Source organism: Nocardioides sp. (assembly GCF_047606145.1).
In the GTDB taxonomy this organism is placed as follows: Bacteria; Actinomycetota; Actinomycetes; order Propionibacteriales; family Nocardioidaceae; genus Nocardioides.
In genome coordinates this window covers 1-20,521 of the sequence record NZ_JASGET010000117.1, presented here as the reverse complement: position 1 = coordinate 20,521, position 20,521 = coordinate 1, and the positions used below count along the sequence as shown (strand labels likewise).

Annotated in this window: 17 protein-coding genes; 10 read left to right on the top strand and 7 right to left on the bottom strand. The window is 71.8% G+C overall.

Annotation, left to right across the window (positions count from 1 at the left end):
* The 3 genes from QM638_RS15025 to QM638_RS15015 form a co-directional block, all read right to left on the bottom strand.
* Window positions 1-970 (bottom strand): serine/threonine-protein kinase (locus tag QM638_RS15025; protein WP_415143067.1); only part of this gene is annotated, 970 nt, incomplete at its 3' end.
* Window positions 971-1,068: 98 nt separating this feature from the next.
* The gene (locus tag QM638_RS15020) at window positions 1,069-3,192 is read right to left on the bottom strand and encodes an MMPL family transporter (RefSeq protein WP_415143065.1); all 2,124 of its coding nucleotides are present in this window, start codon (window positions 3,190-3,192) and stop codon (window positions 1,069-1,071) included.
* A gap of 244 nt (window positions 3,193-3,436) precedes the next feature.
* A complete protein-coding gene (locus tag QM638_RS15015) occupies window positions 3,437-4,474 on the bottom strand; it encodes an LLM class F420-dependent oxidoreductase (protein ID WP_415143063.1) in 1,038 nt (345 codons plus the stop codon).
* 93 nt (window positions 4,475-4,567) lie between these two features.
* On the opposite strand from QM638_RS15015, the gene fgd reads away from it, so the two are divergent.
* The 5 genes from fgd (at window position 4,568) to QM638_RS14990 (ending at window position 11,489) form a co-directional block, all read left to right on the top strand.
* Complete coding sequence (gene fgd / locus QM638_RS15010) at window positions 4,568-5,578, top strand: glucose-6-phosphate dehydrogenase (coenzyme-F420) (protein ID WP_415143061.1); 1,011 nt, start codon at window positions 4,568-4,570, stop codon at window positions 5,576-5,578.
* A 120-nt stretch (window positions 5,579-5,698) separates the two neighbouring features.
* Entirely contained in the window at window positions 5,699-8,410 is a 2,712-nt protein-coding gene (locus QM638_RS15005) for an aminotransferase class III-fold pyridoxal phosphate-dependent enzyme (protein ID WP_415143060.1), read from the top strand.
* Between the two features lie 258 nt (window positions 8,411-8,668).
* Window positions 8,669-9,727 (top strand): ROK family protein, encoded by a 1,059-nt coding sequence (locus tag QM638_RS15000; protein WP_415143058.1) that lies wholly within the window; start codon window positions 8,669-8,671, stop codon window positions 9,725-9,727.
* An 81-nt stretch (window positions 9,728-9,808) separates the two neighbouring features.
* Window positions 9,809-10,534: an acyltransferase gene (locus QM638_RS14995; RefSeq protein WP_415143056.1), complete on the top strand. Its 726-nt coding sequence runs from the start codon at window positions 9,809-9,811 to the stop codon at window positions 10,532-10,534.
* A gap of 97 nt (window positions 10,535-10,631) precedes the next feature.
* The gene (locus QM638_RS14990) at window positions 10,632-11,489 is read left to right on the top strand and encodes a glycerophosphodiester phosphodiesterase family protein (protein ID WP_415143055.1); all 858 of its coding nucleotides are present in this window, start codon (window positions 10,632-10,634) and stop codon (window positions 11,487-11,489) included.
* Between the two features lie 10 nt (window positions 11,490-11,499).
* On the opposite strand, the gene QM638_RS14985 is transcribed toward QM638_RS14990, so the two are convergent.
* On the bottom strand, window positions 11,500-11,793 hold the full coding sequence (locus QM638_RS14985; RefSeq protein ID WP_415143053.1) for a hypothetical protein: 294 nt from the start codon (window positions 11,791-11,793) through the stop codon (window positions 11,500-11,502).
* On the bottom strand, window positions 11,790-13,145 hold the full coding sequence (locus QM638_RS14980) for a PspC domain-containing protein (RefSeq protein ID WP_415143051.1): 1,356 nt from the start codon (window positions 13,143-13,145) through the stop codon (window positions 11,790-11,792). The genes QM638_RS14985 and QM638_RS14980 overlap by 4 nt, the downstream gene beginning before the upstream one ends.
* A gap of 247 nt (window positions 13,146-13,392) precedes the next feature.
* Between QM638_RS14980 and QM638_RS14975 the strand changes: the two genes are divergently transcribed.
* From QM638_RS14975 to pcrA, 5 genes are all read left to right on the top strand, one after another.
* Window positions 13,393-14,733: a PspC domain-containing protein gene (locus QM638_RS14975; RefSeq protein WP_415143049.1), complete on the top strand. Its 1,341-nt coding sequence runs from the start codon at window positions 13,393-13,395 to the stop codon at window positions 14,731-14,733.
* Entirely contained in the window at window positions 14,721-15,380 is a 660-nt protein-coding gene (locus QM638_RS14970) for a LuxR C-terminal-related transcriptional regulator (RefSeq protein ID WP_415143048.1), read from the top strand. The genes QM638_RS14975 and QM638_RS14970 overlap by 13 nt, the downstream gene beginning before the upstream one ends.
* Window positions 15,381-15,429: 49 nt before the next feature.
* Complete coding sequence (locus tag QM638_RS14965) at window positions 15,430-15,795, top strand: hypothetical protein (protein WP_415143046.1); 366 nt, start codon at window positions 15,430-15,432, stop codon at window positions 15,793-15,795.
* A gap of 96 nt (window positions 15,796-15,891) precedes the next feature.
* Complete coding sequence (locus QM638_RS14960) at window positions 15,892-16,332, top strand: OsmC family peroxiredoxin (RefSeq protein ID WP_415143044.1); 441 nt, start codon at window positions 15,892-15,894, stop codon at window positions 16,330-16,332.
* Window positions 16,333-16,502: 170 nt separating this feature from the next.
* Window positions 16,503-18,968: a DNA helicase PcrA gene (gene pcrA / locus QM638_RS14955; protein ID WP_415143043.1), complete on the top strand. Its 2,466-nt coding sequence runs from the start codon at window positions 16,503-16,505 to the stop codon at window positions 18,966-18,968.
* 120 nt (window positions 18,969-19,088) lie between these two features.
* Here the strand turns inward: pcrA and QM638_RS14950 are convergent, their stop codons facing one another.
* Together QM638_RS14950 and QM638_RS14945 are read right to left on the bottom strand one after the other, a co-directional pair.
* On the bottom strand, window positions 19,089-19,658 hold the full coding sequence (locus QM638_RS14950) for a maleylpyruvate isomerase N-terminal domain-containing protein (protein WP_415143041.1): 570 nt from the start codon (window positions 19,656-19,658) through the stop codon (window positions 19,089-19,091).
* A gap of 120 nt (window positions 19,659-19,778) precedes the next feature.
* Window positions 19,779-20,521: M23 family metallopeptidase (locus QM638_RS14945; RefSeq protein ID WP_415143039.1), on the bottom strand; the 743-nt coding region annotated here is incomplete at its 5' end.

The window sequence follows — 20,521 nt, the reverse complement described above, 5'->3', positions numbered from 1 at the left end:
GTCCGATCGGCGGCGGGAACGAGGAGATGTCACGAGTCCCGGGCGGGGGCGTGGTGGGGCCGGCCGGCACGATCGTCGGGGGCGGCCCGGCCGGCAGCACCGGCTTGGCGGCCGAGCGGGTGCGCGCGACGGCCTCGAGCCGGTCCACGGCTCGGGTGATGTCGGCGGCGAACGCCCCGGCGGACGGATACCGGGCAGCCGGGTCCTTGGCCATCGCGCGCTGCAGCAGCGGGTTGATCGCCACCGCGCCCGGGGCGTCCGCCGGCAGCTGCGGGACGTCCTGGTTCAGGTGCGCCGACATCATCTGGAAGTCGGTGCCGGAGTACGGCGGATGCCCGGTCAGGCACGCCCACAGCAGACAGCCCGCCGAGTAGATGTCGCCGCGCGCGGTGGCCTGTTGACCCAGGTGCCGCTCGGGTGACATGTAGGCCAGGCTGCCGACCACCATGCCGGTGCGGGTCTGGTGGTTCTCGGCATCGGTGGCGATCCCGAAGTCGCACAGGTAGGGGATCAGCTCGCCCTCGGTGCGCTGCCACAACAACACGTTGCTCGGCTTGACGTCGCGGTGCACGATCCCGGCGCGGTGGGCGTCGTCGAGCGCCTCGCAGACCGGGCCCACCAGCTTGAGCGCGCCGAGCGGGCCGAGCGGGCCCCGGGTCCGCAGCCAGCCGAAGAGATCGCCGTCCGGGACGAACTCGGTGACCAGGTAGACGGTGCCCTCGACCTCGCCGTACTCCAGGATCTGCACGATGTGCCGCGACCGCAGTCGCGCCAGCGTGTTCGCCTCCCGCTCGAAGCGGGCCTTGAACTCCTCGCCCACGGCGAGCGTCGGCTGCACGATCTTCAGCGCCACCGCGCGGTGCAGCTGGGTATCGGTCGCCTCGTAGACCACGCCCATGCCGCCCTGGCCGATTCTCCGCTCGATCACGTAGCGACCGAAGCGTTCGCCAGCTTGCGGCAGGGCAACCATGCAGATCCGTCCTCGAGACAGCGGGGGCGGGGCCGTCGACCCCGCCCCCGCATGGTAAACGACGCCGGTGACAGCAGGCGCAAAGCCGGCTGCCAGGCTCAGGCGACGTCCTCCAACTCGGCGGTGTGTGGCCGGTCCAGCCTGCTTGGCCACCAGATCCGGCTGCCGAGGTCGAGGTTGAGCGCCGTCACGAGCACCGCCCGCACGATCATGGTGTCGAGGATGACGCCGAGCGCGATCGCCGTACCGATCTCGGCGAGGAAGACCAGCGGGATCGTGCCGAGTACGGCGAAGGTCGCGGCCAGCACCAGCCCGGCGGAGGTGATCACGCCGCCGGTCGAGGCCAGCGCGACCAGCGAGCCCTGCCGGGTGCCGACCCGCTGGGTCTCCTCCCGCACCCTGGTCATCAAGAAGATGTTGTAGTCGATGCCGAGGGCCACCAGGAACACGAAGACGAACAGCGGGAATCCGGAGTCAGCCATGTCGAAGCCGTAGACCTGGGTGAAGATCAGCGACGACAGGCCGAGTGCGGCGCCGAAGGAGAGCACCACGGTGGCGATCAGCAGCAGTGGCGCCAGCAGGGCGCGGAGCAGCATCATCAGGATCAGCATCACCACGATCAACACGATCGGGATGATCACCTTGTTGTCCCGCTCGGAGGCGACCGAGGTGTCCAGATAGATCGCCGCCGACCCGCCGACGAGCGCGTCCGCGTCCGGGACCGCATGGACCGCCGTCCGGACGGCCTTGACCTGGTCCGCCGCCGCGTTGCTGGCCGGATCGAGGTCCTGGGTCACCGAGAGGTACTTGACCCCACCCACCGCCGGGACCGAGTCTTCGACGGTGCCGAGTCCGTTCACCGAGCGCAGCGCGGTCACCACCGCGTCCGCGGCGTCGGCGTTCGCGACCACCTGGATCGGCGTCGAGGTGTCGGAGAGGCCGTGCGAGTCGAGCAGCTTCTGCCCGGTCACCGAGTCGACGGTCTTGGTGTACTGGTCGTCGGTGGGGATGTTGCCGGTGTTCAGGGTGAGCAGGCCGAGGCAGGCGGCGGCCAGCGCCAGCGCGGTGCCGATCCACACCTTCCGCGGCCGCGGGGCGATCCGGGCGCCGACCCGGGCCCACAGCCCGTGCGTGGTCGGCTCGTCGGAGCCGAACGACGGTCGGCGGGGCCAGAAGATCCAGCGGCCGACGATCACCAGCAGGGCCGGCAGCAGGGTGATCATCACCAGCAGGGTGACGATCACGCCGATGGCGAGCACCGGACCGAGGCCGGCGGTGGAGTTCATCTCGGCGAACAGCAGGCACAGCATGCCGATGGCCACCGTCGATGCGCTGGCGATCAGCGCAGGGGAGGCACGATGCAGCGCGAAGCCCATCGCCTCGTGCCTGTCCTCGTGGTTGCGCAGTTCCTCGCGGTAGCGGGCGACCAGCAGCAGCGCGTAGTCGGTGCCGGCGCCGATCACCAGCACGCTGAGGATCGCCTGGCTCTGTCCGTTGACCGTCAGGCCGGCGTACTTGGCCAGGAAGTAGATGATCGCCTCGCTGGTGAACAGCGCGACCACCGCACAGAAGATCGGCAGCGCCCACAACAGCGGGCTGCGGTAGGTGAACAGCAGGATCACGATGACCACGCCCAGCGCGGCGTACAACAGCGTGCCGTCGATGCCGCCGAAGACCTCGGCCGCGTCGGCCGCCTGGCCGCCCGGGCCGGCGAGGTGCACGGTGACGCCGTCGATGCTGGCGATCGCACGCAGCGCGTCGGCCGTGTCGGGCATCTTGTTCCAGCCCTCCGAGCCATAGTTGAAGGTCACCGTCGTGGTGGCCACGGTGCCGTCGGCGGAGACCAGGCCGAGCTTGGTGCCGCTCGCCTGGTTGGTCGGCGCGAGTACGGCGGGCTTGCCGTCCTGGGTGACCACGCCGTCGAGGGCGGCGATCTTGGTGGCCTGCTGGCCGATGTCCCGATAGTCGCTCGCGGTCAGCCCACCGGAACGGTGATAGACCACCAGCGTGGTGATGTCGTTCTCGTCGGAGAACGGGGCCAGCTTCTCCAGTGCCTTGGTCGACTCCGCACTGGCGGGGAGCCACGAGGACGCCTGATTGTCCTGGACGTCACTGAGCTTCTGGGCGAATCCCGACGCACCGGCCACGATCAGCAGCCACGCCACCAGGACCACCCACTTGGTCACGCGCCCGGTCAGGGCGCCAGCGATCTGTCTGTGCATATCCCTAGCGCACACTGATTTACCGCTGTGCGCATCCGGGTTTTCCCTGAGTGAACCGCTGACTTTCGTCGAATGGGCCTGAGTCTCTGGGCGGAGGAGGGCGATCTTTCGTCGGGTGAGCCGGCCGCCGAGGCGATCGCGAGCTCGATCAGGCTCGCCGGCGCGGTCGAGCCCGGTCGGCCAGCGATCAGCCGCGACGGCCGGGAGCCCAATCGCCGCGACGGGGATCGGTGGCCCCGCGGGATCAGGGAAGCCACTGCTTGACCTGGGCGATCGCCGCCGCCGGGTCGGTGCCCTCGGCGGGGGTGACCTGGAGGCTGGTGACGCCCGCCTCGGCGTACGCCGCGATCCGCTCCTTGACGTAGGACTCCGGCCCCACCAGGTTCGCGGCCTGCAACCAGGCCAGCGGCACGGCCGCCTCGGCGTCGCGCTGGTGTCCGTCGAGGTAGAGGTCCTGGATGGTCCGGGCCTCGTCGGCGAAGCCGTAGCGGACCGCGAGGTCGTGGTAGAAGTTCTTGCCGCGCGCACCCATGCCACCGACGTAGAGGGCGTAGATCGGTCGCATCTGGTCGAGCAGCTGCTGGGTCTGCTCCCCCTCGCCGACCGCCAGCAGGCCGCCCGCGGAGATCTCCAGCGGTCCGAGGTCCGGTGAGCGCTTCGCCGCGCCGGCGGCCAGCGCCTCGCCCCAGACCAGCGCCGCCCGGTCGGGGTGGAAGAGGAACGGCAGCCAGCCGTCGGCGATCTCGGCGGTCAGCGCGACGTTCTTGGCTCCCAGGGCCGCGATCCAGAGGGGCAGGTCCGCTCGCTCGGGCCGGTTCAGCAGCTTCAGCGGCTTGCCCAGCCCGGTGCCGCGCTCGGCGGGGAGCGGGAGCTGGTAGATGCCGTCGTTGACCAGTCGTTCGTGTCGGAGGCCCTGCCGCAGGATCTTGACCACCTCGCGGGTGCGGCCCAGCGGCCGGTCGTAGGGAACGCCGTGGAAGCCCTCGATCACCTGCGGACCGCTGGCTCCCAGTCCGAGGATGGCGCGTCCGCCGGAGACGTTGTCGAGCCCGGCGGCCGTCTGCAGCAGCGCGCCCGGCGTCCGGCTGTAGATGTTGAGGATGCCGGCACCGAGCTCGACCCGCTCGGTCTTCGCGGCGAGGTAGCCGAGCAGCGAGACCGCGTCGAACCCGTACGGCTCGGCGACCCAGAGCTGGTCGAGCCCGGCCCTCTCCAGGGCGACGACCTGGTCGGCGGTCTGGCGCGGGTTGCCGAAGTAGGGCAGTTGCATGGAGAGCTTCATGGTCGGCAACCTACCCGGGCGACGTGGTGGCCGGGACAGGCGAGAGCGGAACGCCCGGCCGGCGTCGAGGGACACGCTGGCATGATCGGGGACGTGACCCAGATCCGATTCGGCTACAAGGCATCCAACGAGCAGTTCGCCCCGACCGAGCTGCTGAGTTACGGCGTCCTGGCGGAGGAGTGCGGCTTCGACTCGGTCTTCGTCTCCGACCACCTGCAGCCCTGGCGGCACGACGGCGGGCATGCGCCGTTCGCGATGAGCTGGCTCGGGGCGCTGGGGGCGAAGACGTCCCGGATCGCGATGGGCACCTCGGTGCTGACCCCGACGTTCCGCTATCACCCGGCGATCGTGGCGCAGGCCTTCGCGACCCTCGGCTCGCTGTATCCGGGGCGGGTCATCCTCGGCATGGGCACCGGCGAGTCGATGAACGAGGTGCCGCTGGGCCTGGAGTGGCCCGACGGCAAGGAGCGCTTCGCCCGGTTCCGGGAGGCGGTGCGGATCATCAAGCGGCTCTGGTCACAGGACCGGGTCACCTTCCAGGGCGACTACTACACGCTGGACCGGGCCACCATCTACGACCGGCCCGAGGTCGCCGTACCGCTCTATCTGGCCGGGTCCGGACCGGCCGCGACGAAGTACGCCGGCCGCTCCGGCGACGGCTACATCACCACCTCCGGCAAGGGCACCGAGCTCTACACCGAGACGCTGCTGCCGGCGGTGCGCACCGGGATCGAGCTCTCCGGGCGGCAACCGTCCGACCTGGACATGATGATCGAGGTCAAGGTCTCCTTCGACCACGACCGCGAGCGCGCGATGGAGGCGACCCGGTTCTGGGGCGCGCTGGGGCTCTCCGCCGAGCAGAAGCACTCGGTGGACGACCCGGTGGAGATGCAGCGCCTTGCCGACGCGCTGCCCACCGAGGCGACCGCCCGGCGGTTCATCGTCTCCACCGACCCCGACGAGCACGTGGCCAGGATCTCCGAGTACCTCGACATGGGGTTCACCCATCTGGTCTTCCACGCCCCGGGTCCCGACCAGGCGAGCTTCCTGAGGCTGTACGGCGAGGAGATCCTGCCGCGGTTGCGAGACCTGACCGCGGGCTGACCGCGCCCGTGCCACCGCGCGGAACGGCGGCGCGCCCCGGCGTCCGCACCACCCCTACCCTGACACCTGGATCACCTGCGCGCCCACCTCGGGCGCCGATTTCGCACGAGGAGGCACCGCGTGCACGACGATGACCCGAACGGCTCGGCCCTCCCACCGATCGATGCGGCGACCGCCGCCTCGATCGCCGAGCGCGACTGGGGTCTTCGCGGTCCGACCCGCAAGCTGGGCTCGAACCAGGACTACAACCTGCGCATCGACGACGCCCGGGGGCCGGTCGTGCTCAAGATCGCCAACCCGGTATGGGAGCGGAGCGCGATCGAGGCGCAGCGCGACGCTCTCCTCGCGGTCGCCGCGGCCGGCATCGCGGCGCCGGCGCCGGTCGGCGATCTGCGCACGGTCGAGATCGGCGGCGTCCGGCTCCTCGCCCACGTGGTGAGCTACGTCGTCGGCGACCCGTTGCTCGACCGCGCCACGTTCGGGATCGCCGAGTGTCGCATGCTCGGCGAGACCGCCGGGCGCCTCGTCGACGCGCTGGCCGACTACGCCCATCCCGGCACGGACCGCGACTCGCCGTGGGACCTGCGGGTCGCCACCGAGGTGATCGGCCGGACGGACCCGGCCCTGCTCGCCCGGCTCGCCGAGGCGCGGGCCCGCCTCGAGGCGCTCGTCCCCGACCTGCCCACGCAGGTCATCCATGGGGACGTGACCGACGACAACGTCGTCCTCACCGCGGCCGGCGAGGCCGCGGTCATCGACTTCGGCGACCTGGCCACGAGCTGGCGCTGCGCCGAGCTCGCCGTCACCGTGGCCAGCGTGCTGGGCAAGACCTCCGACGACGTCGCGGCGGTGCTGGCGGTCGTCGAGGCCTTCGGTGACCGGGTCCGGCTCAGCGACGCCGAGCTCACCGCGATCTGGCCGCTGGTCGTCCTGCGCACCGGCGTCCTGGTGGCCTGCGACGCCGAGCTGGTCACCGCCGGCAACGCCTACGCGTCGGCCCGATCGGCCAGCGAGACCCGGGCGCTCGAGACGGCGCTCGAGCTCGATGCGGACGAGATGGCCTGGCTGATCCGCGGCGTCGGCCAGCCCCTCGCCGAGCTCTCCCTGCGGCAGGTCCTGCCCGCGGTCGAGCCGGTCGACCTCGGAGTCACCAGCGAGGTGTGGAACGACGGAGCCTGGCTCGAGCCGCGCCCCTGGAACGATCGCATCCCGCGGTCCGGCGGGGACCGCGCCCCCGCCAGCCGGTACGGCGAGTACCGGCTGGACCGCGCCCGAGTGTGGTCGCCCGCCGGATCGGCCACGGTCTTCTCGCTCGGCATCGAGGTCGTGCTCCCGCGGGGGAGCCGTCTGCCGGCGCTGCCCGCCGGCGTCGTCGCCGACGGTCTCGACGCCGACAACGTGGTGATCGCGCCGACGGTCTGGCTCCAGGCGTGCGCGCTGCCCGGCACGCCGCCGCGGTACGTCACGGCGCGGGCCGAGGAGGTCTGGCGGCGCATCTGCCCCGACCCGTCACCGCTCGCCGGCGTCGAGGTCGCGGCGCCCGCTCCCGATCCGGGGACCCTGCTGACCCGGCGCGACGCGCACCTGGCGAGGGTGCAGGAGCACTACTTCGACCGGCCGCCGCAGATCGAGCGTGGTTGGCGTGAGTTCCTCATCGACACCTCGGCGAACGTCTACCTCGACGTGGTCAACAACGTCGCCACCACGGGTCACGCCCACCCGGACCTCACCCGTGCGGCCACGCGACAGTGGAGCCTTCTCAACACCAACAGCCGGTTCCACTACGAGGCCCACGTCGCGTTGTCCGAGCGGCTGGCTGCGCTCGCACCCGAGGGGCTCGACCAGGTGTTCCTGGTCAACAGCGGCAGTGAGGCGGTCGATCTCGCCCTCCGGCTCGCGATGACGGCGACCGGCCGCTCGCGCATCCTCGCCGCCCGCGAGGCCTACCACGGCTGGACGCTCGGCTCCGATGCGGTGACCAGCTCGATCGGCGACAACCCACGCGCACTCGAGACACGTCCCGCGTGGGTCGAGCTGATGGACGCCGCCAACCAGGTCCGTGGCAGGCATCGCGGCCCGGGCGCGGCGGCGGCGTACCTCGCGGACCTGGACGCGCAGCTCGCCGGTCTCGACACCGCCGAGATCGCCGGCGTCATCCTGGAGCCGATCTTCGGCAACGGCGGCGGGGTGCACCTCCCCGAGGGCTACCTCGCCGGGGTGTACCGACGCGTGCGAGCGATCGGTGGGGTGTGCATCAGCGACGAGGTGCAGGTCGGGTACGGACGGACCGGCCACCACTTCTGGGGCTTCGAGCAGCAGCACGTCGTCCCGGACATCATCACGATCGCGAAGTCGATGGGGAACGGCCAGCCGCTGGGCGCGGTCATCACCACCCGCGCCCTCGCCGAGGCGTTCTCGGCCGACGGAAGCTTCTTCTCCTCCGCGGGAGGCTCTCCGGTCTCCTCGGCGATCGGGCTGGCCGTGCTCGACGTCATGGAACGCGAGCAGCTCCAGGAGAACGCGCGCACGGTCGGCGACCACTTCAAGGCCGGTCTCGAGCGACTCGCGGGCAAGCACGACGTGATCGGGGCGGTGCACGGCAGCGGCCTCTACCTCGGTGTCGAGCTCGTCACCGACCGAGAGAGCCTCGCGCCGGCGACGGTGCTGGCCGCGCAGGTGTGCGACGCGTTGCTGGCCCAGGGCTGCCTCGTGCAGCCGACCGGCGACAGGTACAACGTGCTGAAGATCAAGCCGCCGCTGGTGATCACCGCAACGAGCGTCGACTTCGCCCTCGACGCCCTCGACCGGGTGCTGACGCGGCTCACGCGCTGATCGCCACCTGCCGGCCGTGCGGGGCCGGCCGGTCCGTCCCCGGTGCGTCATTTTAGGCTGTCGATGAATTCTTTCGCCGGCCTCAGGGCCGTAGTTAGTGACTTCGACAGGTCGAAAGCATCTCTGCCGCATCTCCTTGAACGACCCCTCGATCGGGCTAGAGTCGCGCTCATGCCGAGCACATCCCCACGGGAGCGAACCCGGGAAGAGCTCCTCCGACTGATCCGCACGGGTCGGGGGATCACTCGCGCGCAGCTGGTGAATTCGACCGGTTTCTCGCGCAGCACCGTCAACGGCGCGGTCGCCAAGCTGCTCGCCGAGGAGCGGGTCTCCGAGATCGATGTCGAGGAGAAGGGTCCCGGTTCGGGCAGCGGCCGGCCGGCGACCCGGCTGATGGCCACCGCGACCGGGGCCTGGGTCGCCGGGGTGGACTTCGGCCACAACCACCTGCACGTGGCGGTCGCCGGGGCCGACGGCGCGGTGGCCGGCGAGCGACGGATCGAGCTCGACGTGGACCTGGAGGCCGAGCAGGCGCTGGACGAGGCGGCTCGGCTCCTGGGCGAGCTCCGGGCGAGGTACGACATCGACGAGCTCGGTGCGGTGGTGGCCGGGATCCCGGGCCCGTTGCATGTCGTGACCGGCCTGGTGCAGTCCCCGACGATCCTGTCGGGCTGGGTCGGCGCCGACCCGGCGGCCGGCCTCGAACGCCGGATCGGCTTGCCGGTCCACGTGGAGAACGACGCGGTGCTCGGCGCGCACGGTGAGCTGTATGCCGGCGCGGGCCGGGAGCATCGCGACTTCCTCTACGTCAAGGCCTCGCATGGCGTCGGCGCGAGCCTGGTGATCGGCGGCGAGGTCTATCGAGGCGCGAGCGGACTGGCCGGCGAGATCGGTCACACCAAGCTGCCGGGACGAGCCGAGCTGTGTCGCTGTGGCGCGAAGGGCTGCCTCGAGGCGGTGGTCTCGGTGGCCGAGCTGCGCGCTCAGGTGGCCCATTCCCATCCCGGACTCGACGTGGCCGAGCTGGAGCTGGGCAGTCTCGAGGACCCCGTCTCCGATCGGATCCTGGAGGACGCGGGCTGGACCACCGGGCGAGTGCTCGCCGACCTGTGCAACCTGGTCAACCCGTCCGCGGTCATCCTCGGCGGCGAGGTCGGGGTCTCCGGCCCGGCGTACGTCGCCGGCGTGGACGCCGCGATCCGGCGTTACGCCCAGCCCGCGACCGTGGACGCGCTGGTGGTCCGCGCGGCGGAGCTGGGGGTCCGGGCCGAGCTGGTGGGCGCGCTGGAGGTGGCCGGCCGGCTCGTGACGGTGTGACCCCGTGCCCTGACGTGCGCTGAGGGTGACGTGGCGGTGACGTGGCGGGTGCCGGGCGGGACGCGGCCTTATAGTCCGCGCATGGCGTGGAGCACGGGCGAGCCCCTGACCGAGCAGCATCGTGCCCGCCTGGTCGAGGCCGGTCTCGACGCCGCCGAGCTCGCGGGCCTGGAGTATCGGCGGATCACGGCGCCGCTGCCGGACTGGTGGCACCGTGGCGGCAACGCGCTCTATCTGCGCGCCGGCTTCGACCTGCCCGAGCGACTGGTCGAACTGCTGACCACCTATCCGTTCGCCCAGGCGCTGATCGTGGTCGGCACCGGGCTGGAGGCGCTGCAGTGTCTGCTGGTCGGGGGTGATCGCGCCACCGTCTACGTCGGCCCGGACAGCGTCCTGGCCGCGGGCGAGATCTACTGCGGCGCCGACTCGGCGGTCGTGCTGGCCGGCGGGGTCGTTGCCACCGCCCGAGCCCAGATCGATGCCCGCAACGGTGGTTCGGTGGTGGCGCAGTGCGATCAGCTCTGGGCTGCCGGGGTCTACCTGGCCACCGACGACATGCATCGGCTCGAGGACGTCGCCACCGGCGCGCGCCTCAACCCGTACGGCGCCCACATCCGGCTCGGCCGGCACGTCTGGCTCGGCCGGGAGGCGGTTCTCACCGGGGACGTGGAGATCGGCGACGGCGCGGTCGTCGGCCTGCGGTCCCTGGTCCGGTCCCAGAAGGTCGCCTCGCGGACCGCCGTCGCCGGTACGCCGGCCCGGGTGATCCGCGAGGGCGTGACCTGGCGCGGGGAGGACCTCCCCTAGCGACCACGATCGCTGGACCGGGACGTTGACCGCCGTGCCCGCCGGCGTTCACGCGGTGTTGGCTGACCGGATGCCGTGATGAGCGAGCCTAGGGGCCATGTTCTCCGCCGAACGGCCGTTGGTGATCGGCCATCGCGGTGCGCCGGGCTACCTCCCCGAGCACTCCCTGGAGTCCTACCGTCTCGCCCTGCGGCAGGGTGCCGATGCGCTCGAGACCGACGTGGTGATGACCAGGGACGGCGTGATGATCCTGCGACACGAGAACGAGCTGTCCCGGACCACCGACGTGGCGACCCGGCCGGAGTTCGCCGGTCGCCGTACCACCAAGCGGGTCGGCAAGAAGAAACGGACCGGCTGGTTCACCGAGGACTTCACCTTCCCCGAGGTCCTTTCGCTGAACGCGCCGACCCTCGGCACTCGGATCATCACCCTCGACACGCTGTTGTTGCTGGTCGCCGAGGAGTCCGCCCGGCGGGGGGTGCGGATCGGGCTGCACATCGAGATCAAGCACCCCGCCTACTTCGCCGATCTCGGGCTGGAGATGGCCGAGCCGTTGCTGCGCACGCTCGCCGACCACGGTGTCGAGGGGGTCGGATCGCGCGTCTGGCTCCAGAGCTTCGACGCCGACTTCGTGCGGGCCGTCAGCCCGCGGGTGGACCTGCCGACGATGCAGCTGATGGACACCGACTGGGGGCAGGTGGACGTGCGGGACATCGCGACCTATGCCGACGCGATCGGGCCGAAGAAGTCGATGGTGCGCAAGAAGGGACAGGCGCCGACCACCCTGGTCGCCGAGGCCCACCGCGCCGGGCTGAAGGTGTTCGTCTGGACGCTGCGGGCCGGGCGCGACCAGGCGGTCCGGCTGTACGAGGCGGGCGTCGACGGCGTGTTCGCCGACTACCCCGACCGCTGCGTGGCCGCACTGCGCGAGATGTACGTCGAGGAGACCGCCTGACCCGAGCCCGCTATCGGCGGCGCCGGGAACTGGCGACGGCCGCCGCGAGCAGGCCGACGGCACCGCCGATGACCCACGGGATCGGCAGCAGCCAGTGCACGTCGGAGCCGGTCACGGTGTCGGTGTCGATCAGGATCCAGTCGACGGCGAAGACCAGGAAGACCACTCCCATCACCAGATGGCCGATGTTGACCCGGTGGCCGCCGCGCGACCGGGACGGCCCACCCGATCCGGGCGCGGGCTCGTCCTCGGCCGCCGGCGACACCGGTGGAGGCGCGTCGTAGGAACGGGTCGGATCGCTCATCGGGTGCTCCCGTTCTCGTCGAGGATCTGCACGGAGCCGATGTCGAGGCTGGCGTCGACGGTCAGCACCGGTGGGTCGGCGGAGTAGAGGTTCGCCGTACGGGACTTGGAGACCTCGGTGTCGACGCCGCCGCTGCTGCTGCCGAGCACATCGACCTGGCCGGGGCCGCTGACCGAGCCCTCGGCGTGCACCTCGACCTCCGCGGGCACCAGGATCCGGATGTGTCCGACGTTGCCGTCGACGGTGAGGTCGCGACCGTCGAGGTCCGCCGGGTCGGTGAGGTGGGTGAGATCGATCTTGACCTCCCCGACGTCGAAGTCGTAGCGGTCCTCGAGCACGCTCGCCGAGGTCGGCGCGATGTCGACCTGGCGGGCGGTGACGTGCCAGACGTGGCTGGCCAGGCTGCCGGCCAGGGCCAGCACGGCGACCAGGCCGATCGCGATCAGGCCCCCTGCCCGCCCCCAGAACGCACCGAGCACCAGTGCCGCACCGATGATGGCGACGGCGACGCCCGGGTAGGTGGGGCCACTCAGATCCGCGCCGGCCGCATCGACGAGCCCGAGGATCCCCTCGGCGAGCGCGATCAGTGCGATGACGTAGCCGAACAGGATCGGTCCACGCTTGCGCGGGTCCCGAGCGCGTCGGGGCCACTCGGGCCGGGGCCACTCGGGACGGTCCGGCCGGGGCCGGTCGGGGCCGCCGGCTTTGTGGTCGCCGACACGACCGGCGGGCTTGCTCAGGTCGACGGTCTCGGTGGCGGTGCCACCGGCCGTGGGCGTGCGGGGCTCGGTCTGGCTCGACGGCGCACCCTGGTCGATCCAGCCGGTCCACCGGCCACGCCCCATGGCGCCCTCGGGCCTGTCGGCGTACCAGTCCCGATCCCGTTCGCGACGCAGCAGGAAGAACAGCACCACCGCCGCCACGATGAGGATCGGCCAGGGGAGGTGGAAGCCGCCGGCGGTGTTGCCGAAGACCGCGATCGCGGCCAGGCCCGCGGCCAGCCACAGCACCACCGTGCGGCTGCGGCGATCGACCCGGATCACCGCGTCCCGGCCGTCCTCCTCGGGGATGAACAGCCATCCGACGCCGTAGAGCACCAGGCCGGCACCACCGAAGAAGACCAGCACCGCCAGCACCACGCGGACCACCACCGGGTCGATGTCGAGATGCCGGGCGATCCCGCCGGCGACGCCGGCGATGAACCGCCCCTCGGGTGCTCCCCGTCCGGTGCGGCGCAGCTCGCCCAGGTTGCGGAGCTGGTCGAGTGGTGGCCGCTCCCGGTCGTCGCGGTCCTCGCGCTCGTCGTGGTACTGGCCGTGACCGGGCGAGACGGGGCCCGGCGGCGTGCTCATTCCGCCGCCTCCGTCGAGGAAGGGCAAGGATACGGATGCGGCGGCCTGAGGTCATGGGTCGCTCGCCGATGCTCGCTCATGCCCCTCAGCCTGCCGCCGGACCCGCGCGTCGGACATCGGGGACCCCCCTGATTCGGCGTTCGACCGGCCCTGGGAGAGCCGGGGGTCGTGGCCGCCGGTCCCGGCCCGCGGATCAGGGTCGTCCCTCATGGCTCCGCGCGCGCCCGCATGTGACGATGGAGGCCTGATGAGCCAGCCCACTGCCCAGGCGCGGCGTCGTGCCTACCGTGACACCGAGGACTCGGTGATCGGTGGCGTCGCCGCCGGCCTGGCCCGACACCTCGGCGTGCCGGTGCTCGGGGTGCGCGCCTTCTTCGTGGTCGCCGCGGTGGTCGGTGGGCTGGGTGTGGTGCTGTACGCCGCGCTGTGGATCTTCCTTCCCGCGCAGGTGCCGATCGACCATTCCACCCCCGGGGCGGAGAGCGCCTCCCGCGGCGGGCGGCGGCCGGAGCGACGCCGCGGCATGATCGACAAGGGACCGGCGGTCGCGCTCGGGGTGCTCGGCTTCGGTGCCATCTTGATGCTGGAGTCGATCTTCGGTCAGGGTGCGTTGTTCTGGCCGCTCGCGATCGGGGTGGCCGGGGTCGCGCTGTTGTGGCGCCAGGCCGACCAGGCGCAGCGGGAGCGCTGGCTGGACGCGAACGGCCGGATCGACCCGATCCGGCTCGTCTTCGGTCAGGGCGGCTGGGCGTCGTACGCCCGCGCGGCCGTCGGTGTGCTGCTGGTGGTCGGCTCCTTCGCGCTCTTCACCCTGCGCGGCGGCTCCGCCGCCGATGCCCGTGACCTGACCGGCGTCTTCGTGGTCGGCCTGATCGGCATCGCGGTGGTGATCGGACCCTGGGTGTACCGGCTGGTGACCGACCTCTCCGCCGAGCGTGAGGAGCGGGTCCGGACCCAGGAGCGCGCCGACGTCGCCGCGCACCTGCACGACTCGGTGCTGCAGACGCTGGCGCTGATCCAGCGCAACGCCCAGGACCCGGCCGTGGTGGCCCGACTGGCCCGGGCTCAGGAACGCGATCTGCGCAGTTGGCTCTATGAGGCGCCGACCTCGTCGGAGGCCACCTTCGCGGCGGCGCTCAAGCAGGCGGCGGCGGAGATCGAGGACGCGCACTGCGTGACCGCCGACGTGGTGGTGGTCGGGGACGCGCCGATGGACGAGGTGCTCACCCCGCTGATCGCTGCCGCCGGTGAGGCGATCACCAACGCCGCCAAGCACGCCGGCACCGGTCGGGTGGACGTCTACGCCGAGGTCGAGCCGGACGAGGTGACGGTCTTCGTCCGTGACCGTGGGGTCGGCTTCGACCTCGACCAGGTGCCCGCCGATCGGCACGGCGTCGCCGACTCGATCCTGGACCGGATGGCCCGACACGGGGGCTCCGCGCGGATCCGGTCGGCGCCCGGTGAGGGCACCGAGGTGCGGCTGTGGCAGGCCCGTGACCCCGGCGATGCCGGGTACGCCGGGGAGAGCGGGCGCACGGGCGAGAGCGGAGACGCCGAGGAGAAGGAGGGGAAGCGATGGGTGAGATAAGGGTCGTGATCGTGGACGACCACGCGATGTTCCGCAGTGGCGTGCGCGCCGAGTTGGCCGGCCAGGCCGCCCAGCGGGCTCAAGTGAGCGTGGTCGGTGAGGGCGAGGACGTGGACAGCGCGGTCGCCGCCATCCAGGCGGGGTCGCCGGACGTCGTACTCCTCGATGTGCATCTGCCCGGTGGTGGCGGAGTCGAGGTGATGCGGCGCGCGCCGAGCGTCGATGGCCGCCCGCGCTATCTGGCGCTCTCGGTCAGCGACGCGGCCGAGGACGTGATCGGTACCATCCGCGGCGGGGCGCGGGGCTACGTCACCAAGACCATCACCGGTCCGGAGCTGGTGGCGGCGATCGGCCGGGTGGCCGGCGGCGACGCGGTCTTCTCGCCACGCCTGGCCGGCTTCGTCCTGGACGCCTTCGCCGGCACGATCGAGATCGCCGACGTCGACGAGGACCTCGACCGATTGACCGAGCGTGAGCGCGAGGTGATGCGGCTGATCGCCCGCGGATACTCCTACCGGGAGGTCGCCGCGGAGCTGTTCATCTCGATCAAGACCGTCGAGACGCACATGTCGAGCGTGCTGCGCAAGCTGCAGCTCTCCTCCCGGCACGAGCTCAGCCGGTGGGCCTCCGACCGGCGACTGCTGTGAGGTGCAGCCCAGCGGCGGCGGGGGCCGCCGTCGGACCTAGGATTCGGGCATGGAGATCGTCCGCCTCGTCCTGCTGGTCGTCCACCTGCTCGGCTTCGCGGCTCTGACCGGCGGCATCCTGGTACAGCTGCGGGAGCCGACCAAGAGGGTCAACTCGCTGATGCGTGACGGCGCCGGTACGGCGGTGGTGGCCGGTGTCGCGCTGGTCGGGGTGCTCGAGGCGGACTCCGACGTACAGGTCGACCACGCCAAGATCGGCGTCAAGCTGGTGATCGGACTGATCATCCTGGCGCTGGTGATGATGAACCTGCGCCGCCCGCGCATCCCCGACGGGCTGTTCTGGCTGATCGCGGCGCTCACCCTGGCCAACCTGTGTGTCGCGGTCTTCTGGGCCCCGGCGCACGGCTCGTACTGAGGGGCGGCCGGCCGCGTACTTTCGGCGCGGGGGAGCGCTCAGTAGCGTGGGAGTCACCCGACGAGCCCGATGAGCCCGATGAGTAAGGAACCTGCCATGCCAACTCGCACCGCACGCACCGCCTGGAACGGCGGCCTCCAGGACGGCTCCGGACAGGTCGAGCTCAGCTCGTCCGGGGTCGGCACCTTCGACGTCTCCTTCCCCAAGCGCGCCGCCGAGGACGCCGACGGGACCACCAGCCCGGAGGAGCTGATCGCCGCGGCCCACTCGGCCTGCTACTCGATGGCGCTGGCCGGACAGATCGCGGAGGCCGGCGGCACCACCCAGGCGCTCGACGTCTCGGCCGACGTCAGCCTCGGACCCGACCCGGCCGGTGGCTTCCGGCTGACCGGGATCACCCTGACCGTCCGCGCCGAGGTCGACGGCCTCGATGCCGACGGATTCGCCGCGGCCGCCGAGGCCGCCAAGGCGGGCTGCCCGGTGAGCAAGGCGCTGGCCGGCGTCGAGATCGCCCTGGTCGCCGCGCTCGAGGCCTGAGCTCGCGGAACGCCCCCCGGGTCTGGCCCGGTCCTGGCCGGTCCTGGGGAGCGCGCCCGGTCGCGTCCTGCGGTGCGACGGCACGCCGGCCGGGTGCGAGCACCGGGAGGAGTACGCCTCCGGGCCGCGCTTCGGAACTGTCCGCGCCGCGACATAGTCTTGGCCCCAGCATGAGTACTCCGGAGACGACCACCCCGATCCCGGGCCTCGAGGCCTTCGCTGCCGCTGCCGAGGAGCCGCCTCCGGCCCGTCGGGGACCGACCGCCGAGGAGCTGCTGGCCGGTCTCAACGAGCCACAGCGAGCGGCCGTCATCCATCAGGGCGCGCCGCTGCTGGTGGTCGCTGGTGCCGGCTCGGGCAAGACCCGGGTGCTCACCCGGCGGATCGCCTGGCTGATCAGCCAGCGCGGCGCGCATCCCGGCTCCATCCTGGCGATCACCTTCACCAACAAGGCTGCCGGCGAGATGAAGGAGCGCGTCACCGAGCTGGTCGGCAACCGCGCCCGCTTGATGTGGGTGAGCACGTTCCACTCCGCGTGCGTGCGCATCCTGCGCAAGGAGATCTCCGCGCTGGAGGTGTCCGGGACCGGGCTGAAGTCGAACTTCTCCATCTACGACGCCGCCGACTCCAAGCGGCTGATGCAGCTGGTGCTCGGCGATCTCGAGCTCGACCCGCGCCGCTACCAGCCGGGTCACGTGCTCAACTGGGTCTCGGATGCGAAGAACGAGTTGCGCGACGCCGAGGAGGCCACCAAGGCGGCGGCCAATCAGCTCGAGGAGAGCTACGCGGCGGCGTACACCGAATATCAGAGGCGGCTGCGGCAGGCCAACGCCCTCGACTTCGACGACCTGATCATGACGACGGTGCACCTCCTCCAGGCGTTCCCGGAGGTGCGCGAGACCTACCGGCGGCGCTTCCGGCACGTCCTGGTCGACGAGTACCAGGACACCAACCACGCCCAGTACGCCCTCGTCCACCAGCTCTGCGCGGACGAGTTCGATCCCGGGTCGTCGCTCGAGCCCGTGGGGACCCCGCGCAGCGAGCCCGCCGAGCTGATGGTGGTCGGCGACGCCGACCAGTCGATCTACGCCTTCCGCGGCGCCAACATCCGCAACATCCTCGACTTCGAGCAGGACTTCCCGAACGCGACCACGATCCTGCTCGAGCAGAACTACCGCTCCACCCAGACGATCCTGACCGCCGCCAACGCGGTGATCCGGCACAACAAGGGACGCAAGGAGAAGCGGCTGTGGAGCGACGCCGGTGACGGCGAGCGCATCGTGGGCTACGTCGCCGACGACGAACGGGACGAGGCACGGTTCGTCTCCGACGAGATCGACACCCTCGTCGACGGTGGCCGCCGGCCCTCCGACGTCGCGGTCTTCTATCGCACCAACGCCCAGTCCCGGGTCCTGGAGGAGGTGTTCATCCGCACCGGCCAGCCCTACAAGGTGGTCGGTGGCGTGCGGTTCTACGAGCGCCGCGAGGTGCGGGACGCGCTCGCCTACCTGCGGGCGCTGGCCAACCCCGCCGACCAGGTGAGCCTGCGGCGGATCCTCAACACCCCCAAGCGCGGCATCGGAGATCGGGCCGTGGCCTGCGTCAACGCGCTCGCCGAGCGCGACGGGCTGACCTTCTTCGACGCGCTGCAGCGGGCCGAGGAGGCGCCGGGGCTGGCAACCCGGAGCCTGACCAACATCTGCGCGTTCGTCGAGCTGATCACCGAGCTCCAGCAGATGGTGGAGGCGGGGGAGCGGGCCGACGTCATCTTGGAGACCACGCTCGACCGCTCCGGATACATGGGCTCGCTGGAGGAGTCCGAGGACCCGCAGGACGCCACCCGGCTGGACAACCTGGCCGAGCTGGTGGCGGTGGCACGGGAGTTCGCCGAGGATCCGGTGGCGGCGCCCAGCGCCGATCCCGCCGACGTCGACGCCGGCCTGGTCACCCCCGGTCTGAGCGACTTCCTGGAGCGGGTCGCGCTGGTCGCCGACGCCGATCAGATCCCGGAGGACGAGGACGGCGTGGTCACCATGATGACCCTGCACACCGCCAAGGGCCTGGAGTTCCCGGTGGTCTTCCTGACCGGCCTGGAGGATGGGGTCTTCCCCCACTCCCGCGCCCTGGGCGACGGCAAGGAGCTCGAGGAGGAGCGGCGGCTGGCGTACGTCGGCATCACCCGTGCCCGCGAGCGGCTCTATCTCTCCCGTGCGGTGGTGCGCTCGGCGTGGGGCGCGCCGTCGCACAACCCCGCCTCGCGCTTCCTCGACGAGATGCCGGTGGACCTGGTCGACTGGCGTCGCACCGAGCCCGCGATGACCTCCTGGAACCGGCCCGATCTCGGCGGGGACCGCTTCGCCGACCACCGCCGGGGGCAGGTCTTCGGCTCGCCGACGGCCGCCGGGCGCCGCAACTTCTCCTCCGCCGCCGTCCGAGCCGATGCCGCGGCCAAGCAGAGGCCCGGCCGCGAGGTGCCCTCCCTGGAGCCCGGTGACCGGGTCACTCACGACTCCTTCGGTCTCGGCACGGTGGTCTCGGTCGAAGGAGTGGCCGACAAGGCGGTCGCCTCGATCGACTTCGGCGCGTCGGGCGTCAAGCGCCTGTTGTTGCGCTACGCCCCGGTGGAGAAGCTCTGACCCGGCGAATCGGTCCTCCGGGGGCGCGAATCGTTCGTTGTTGCGGTCCGAGTCGTCAGTTCGGCGGCGCGAGTCGTCAGTTCGGGTGGCGGTTCGGGTCGTCGGTGCGGTCGGCAGCGATCAGGGACGGCGGCCGAGCGCGTCCAGGAGACGCATCTGCCGCGGGGCGGTCGGCGGGAGCGAGCCGCTGGGCCCCTCGCCGTACGCGCCGAAGGCGAGGAGCCAGGCCAGACGCGGCTCGACCTCGTCCCAGAGGGCGTCGACCACGGCGGGGGAGAGACGCTCGTCGAGGCCGGCGCCGCGCCGGAGGTCCCAGGCGTGGACGACGAGGTCGATGACTCGTAGGAGGAGGAAGTCCGACGCCGGGATCTCGCCGTTCGGATGGGGTACCGCGAAGGCGGGGCCGGCCGCCGCGAACGCTGCCGCCTGTGCCGCGCAGGAGCTCCGCACCGCGGATCCGGCGTCGGCGCCGAGCTGGTCGCCGCTCAGTACCGCACGCGCCTCGTCCCGGGACACCCCGGCGAGCAGCCGAGCGGCGAACCGATTGCCGGCCACCACGTGCTCGACCAGCTCCCGCACCGACACCTCGCTCGGCGTCGGCCGCTCGCAGGGGTCGTCGGCTCCTCGGCCGGCGGGCAGCTCCTCGACGGCGCGCAGGAACTCCGTCGATGCGTCCTGGAGCAGACCCATGCCGCTGACGCTACTCGCCTCGGGCGACCCACTCGTCGGTTCCGGGGGCGGACTCGCTGGTTCCAAGGGCGGACTCGTCGGTTCCGGGGGCGGACTCGGCGGTTCCGGGGACCGATTCGGCTACTGGTTGGCGTCGGGGTTGACACCGTGCTCCTTGAAGGCCGGGTCGGGGTCGACCGGGTCGCCGCCACCGGGACGGACCTCGATGTGCACGTGCGGGCCGGTGACGTTGCCGGTCGCGCCGACGTAGCCGATCACCTCGTCGGAGGTGACGGTGTCGCCGACCGAGACGGCGAACTGGCTCTGGTGGCAGTACCAGATCTCGGTGCCGTCGGCGAGGGTGACGACCGTCTTGTTGCCGTAGGAGCCGTCGTAGCCCACGGAGGTGACCGTGCCGCTGGCGACGGCGTGGATCGGAGTGCCGTACGGCGCCGCGAAGTCGAGCCCGGTGTGGACGCTGGCCCACAGCCCGCTGACGTCGCCGAAGCGGGCGGTGAGGTGGTAGACGCCGGCCTCGATCGGCAGCACCCACTTGTTGGAGTTCAGGTCCTTGTTCTCGCTGGCGGCCCGCTTGTCGAGGTCGTCGAGGGCGGCGGCGCGCTGCTGTGCCACCTCGTCGGCCTGGTCCTGGGGGGTGTCGCCGCGGCCACCGTCACGGCTCACCGTGGCGACTCGACCGGTGCCGCCGCCGGTGTGCCCGCTCAGCGCGGAGGCGGCCGGCACCCGGCTGTCGCCGGCGGCGAGGGTGGTCGGCGTCGCGCCGGTGGCCATCACGCCGCCGACCGCGACCGCGACCGCCGCCGCGCCGGCCAGCAACGGCAACGAGGGCCGGCGGCGCCGAGCGGTCGCCGTACGACGTCCGG

What these genes read in the sequence shown, in the direction of transcription:
- QM638_RS14995 (WP_415143056.1), top strand. Translation starts at nt 9,809, where the DNA reads ATGGCGTGGAGCACGGGCGAGCCCCTGACCGAGCAGCATCGTGCCCGC.
- QM638_RS14990 (WP_415143055.1), top strand. Translation starts at nt 10,632, where the DNA reads ATGTTCTCCGCCGAACGGCCGTTGGTGATCGGCCATCGCGGTGCGCCG.
- pcrA (WP_415143043.1), top strand. Translation starts at nt 16,503, where the DNA reads ATGAGTACTCCGGAGACGACCACCCCGATCCCGGGCCTCGAGGCCTTC.
- QM638_RS14980 (WP_415143051.1), bottom strand. Translation starts at nt 13,145, where the DNA reads ATGAGCACGCCGCCGGGCCCCGTCTCGCCCGGTCACGGCCAGTACCAC.
- QM638_RS14975 (WP_415143049.1), top strand. Translation starts at nt 13,393, where the DNA reads ATGAGCCAGCCCACTGCCCAGGCGCGGCGTCGTGCCTACCGTGACACC.
- QM638_RS14985 (WP_415143053.1), bottom strand. Translation starts at nt 11,793, where the DNA reads ATGAGCGATCCGACCCGTTCCTACGACGCGCCTCCACCGGTGTCGCCG.
- QM638_RS14950 (WP_415143041.1), bottom strand. Translation starts at nt 19,658, where the DNA reads ATGGGTCTGCTCCAGGACGCATCGACGGAGTTCCTGCGCGCCGTCGAG.
- QM638_RS14965 (WP_415143046.1), top strand. Translation starts at nt 15,430, where the DNA reads ATGGAGATCGTCCGCCTCGTCCTGCTGGTCGTCCACCTGCTCGGCTTC.
- QM638_RS15015 (WP_415143063.1), bottom strand. Translation starts at nt 4,474, where the DNA reads ATGAAGCTCTCCATGCAACTGCCCTACTTCGGCAACCCGCGCCAGACC.
- QM638_RS15020 (WP_415143065.1), bottom strand. Translation starts at nt 3,192, where the DNA reads ATGCACAGACAGATCGCTGGCGCCCTGACCGGGCGCGTGACCAAGTGG.
- QM638_RS14960 (WP_415143044.1), top strand. Translation starts at nt 15,892, where the DNA reads ATGCCAACTCGCACCGCACGCACCGCCTGGAACGGCGGCCTCCAGGAC.
- QM638_RS14970 (WP_415143048.1), top strand. Translation starts at nt 14,721, where the DNA reads ATGGGTGAGATAAGGGTCGTGATCGTGGACGACCACGCGATGTTCCGC.